At 67.1% G+C, this 2655-nt stretch carries 2 protein-coding genes; both read right to left on the bottom strand.

All coding sequences use genetic code 11. From position 1 onward, the window contains the following. Positions 1-84: 84 nt before the first annotated feature. Positions 85-1611, bottom strand: coding sequence for a complex I subunit 5 family protein (locus E0L93_RS14215; protein WP_132692744.1), 1527 nt, complete (start codon positions 1609-1611; stop codon positions 85-87). Positions 1612-1614: 3 nt separating this feature from the next. Next, positions 1615-2655, bottom strand: a 1041-nt coding sequence (locus tag E0L93_RS14210; RefSeq protein WP_132692745.1) for a complex I subunit 5 family protein, incomplete at its 5' end; no start/stop codon positions are given.

Genomic DNA, 2655 nt, shown 5'->3' with positions numbered 1-2655 from the left:
GAGTGGGGAGGCGTTCATTTACGTGGCGATGAGCCGTTTGATGGTGAGGCGGTTGGCTCGCAAATGAGGCTTTTCGGACGGTTTCTAAAACGCGTATTCCTGCTCCATGATCAGCCGCGCCCAGCCGAGCGGGCTGATCTCTACGCCTGCCAGCACGCCGACCGCCAGCGTGAGAGCGGCCGTCGCCAGCGCGGGGAAGAGCATCAGCCAGTCGGCTTCGAGCCGGCCCAGGGGCCGTCTCTCCTCCCACGTGCCCTTCGGACTCTTGAACCACGCGGCATAGACGATGGGCAGGAAGTACACCGCGTTGAGAACGGTGCTTACGACCAGCACCCCCACCACCCAGAGCTGTCCGGCCGCTATGGCACCCAGCCCCAGATACCACTTGCTGATAAACCCGGCCATCGGCGGCAGGCCGATCATGCCCAGGACCGCGATGGTGAACGCTCCCATCGTCAGCGGCATCCGGCGTCCGGCGCCGTCGACCTCCTTCACGCTGTGGATGCCCAGGTGCTGCTCCAGGATGCCGGCGCAGAAGAACATCGTGATCTTCATGATCCCCTGATGCACCAGGTGCGCCAGCGCCCCGATGGTGGCCAGCGGCCCGAAGATGGAGACCCCGAGCGTTATGTAGGAGAGCTGGCTCACCGTGGAGTACGCCAGCCGGCGTTTGATCTCGCTCTGCGAGAGCGCCTTTATGGAGCCGTAGATTATCGTGATGGAGGCCACGGCGGCCAGCGGACCGTGACCGGTGACGCCGAGCTCGGCGCTGAACTCGATGCCGAACACGTCGTATACGACCCGCATGATGCCGAACGCCCCGGCCTTAACCACCGCCACGGCGTGCAGCAGGGCACTCACCGGAGCGGGAGCCACCATCGCCGCCGGCAGCCAGCCGTGCAGCGGGACCAGCGCCGTCTTAACACCGAGACCGGCTATGAGGAGCGCGAAGATCGCGATCAGGGACCAGTAGCTCTCGGCGGCCAGCTCCCCGGGCACGGCACCACCGGCGGTAAAGTCCACCGGGCCGGCCAGCACATGCAGCCAGGCGATGCCGACCAGCGTCACCACCCCACCGGCCAGGGTGTACCACATGTACGTGCGGCCTGCCGCCAGCGCCTCCCGGGTCTCCTTGTGCACCACGAGCGGGTAGGTGGTGAAGGTGAGCATCTCGTAGAAGATGAAGAACGTGAACAGGTTGCCGGCCATCGCTATCCCGGCGGTCGCCGTCACGCACAAACCGAAGAAGCCGTAGAAGCGGGACCTGTGCGGGGCGTCCCTGAGATAGCCGATGGAATAAAGGGTGGTGACGAGCCACAGCCCGGCCGAGAGGATCAGAAACAGCATCGCCAGAGGGTCTCCCTGAAGCACGAAGTCTACGCCGGGCAGCAGGGAGAGGCGGATCTCGAAGATCTCGCCGCGGTAGATGGCGGCGAGCATTACCAGCGCCAGCGCCAGCTTGAGAACCTCGCCGCCCAGATAGACCGCCGTGCGCAACCGGGCACGCTTCTCGTCCAGGAAGAAGACGATGGCGCTCGCTACGAGAGAGCTGAGCAGGACCTGAACCGGCAGGGTGAGGTAGAAGAGCTCCAGGAGCGCCGCTGCGTTCATTCCCTAAAACACCTCCCCCGGGAACGGGGCGCCGATACGCAGCAGCTCTACCAGCGGGGAGCTGACGAGCCCGAGGAGCAGGGCCAGCAGGGCCAGCAGGAAGGCCGGAACCTCCAGCGCGCGCGGTGCCCGGAGCGGTCGTTCGCGGTGGTCTCCGGGAGATTCGACGGTGAAGGCCGGCGTCAGGAAGCGCAGCAGGTACCCAGCCGCCAGCAGACCGCCCGCCACCACGACGGCCGAGTACCACCACTGGCCGCTCTCGATGGCAGCCGCAAGGAGCAGCCACTTGCCCGTGAACCCGCCGCTGGGAGGCAGTCCCATGAGCGCGATCCCGGCCGTAGCGAAGGTCATGACCGTGAGCGGCAGATGCTCCGAGATCCCCCGCAGCTTGCCGATCTCATCCGTGCCCCGGACCTCCAGAATGATCCCGGCGGTCATGAAGACGGCCGCCTTCGCGCAGGCGTGGGAGAGCGCATAGTAGACCCCGCCGCTCCACGCTCCGGCTCCCCAGTGAGTCTCTGCGGCCAGCGGGTAGAGCAGGAAGAGGTAGCCGACCTGGGCCACCGTGGAGTATGCCAGGAGCATCTTGAGCCGCTCCTGCCGCAGGGCCAGCAGCGAGCCCCAGAGTATCGCCGCCGCTCCGAGACCTCCCAGGAGCTGTCCGGCGAGCGGCGGCAGCACCTCCGGGAACACGTCGAACCAGAGGCGCAGCAGCAGGTAGAACGACCCCTTCACGACCAGCCCGGAGAGGAGGGCGCTGGCCGGGCTCGGGGCACCTGCATGCGCCGGGGGCAGCCAGAAGTGCAGCGGGAAGAGCGCCGTTTTGAGCAGCATCCCCAGAGTCATCAAGGCGATCGCCGCCCACACGGCGGGGGCCGGGGCCATGAGCTCCCCGAGCAGCGCGATGTCCAGCGTGCCGAAAGCCCCGTACAGCAGCGCAACCCCCATCAGATACGCCAGAGAGCCCAGCAGCGAGACGAGCAGGTAGCGCATGCCGGCCGTGGCTGCCGCGCGGCCGCCCGAGAGGGCGACGAGGGCCACGGA

It is taken from the genome of Rubrobacter taiwanensis (genome assembly GCF_004337705.1).
Lineage (GTDB): Bacteria > Actinomycetota > Rubrobacteria > Rubrobacterales > Rubrobacteraceae > Rubrobacter_C > Rubrobacter_C taiwanensis.
The sequence above is the reverse complement of the archived record's forward strand: the minus strand, read 5'-3'. Positions and strand labels throughout refer to the sequence as shown.

Excerpts from the sequence above, each read along its gene's own strand:
- E0L93_RS14215 (WP_132692744.1), bottom strand. The coding sequence starts at position 1,611 with ATGAACGCAGCGGCGCTCCTGGAGCTCTTCTACCTCACCCTGCCGGTT.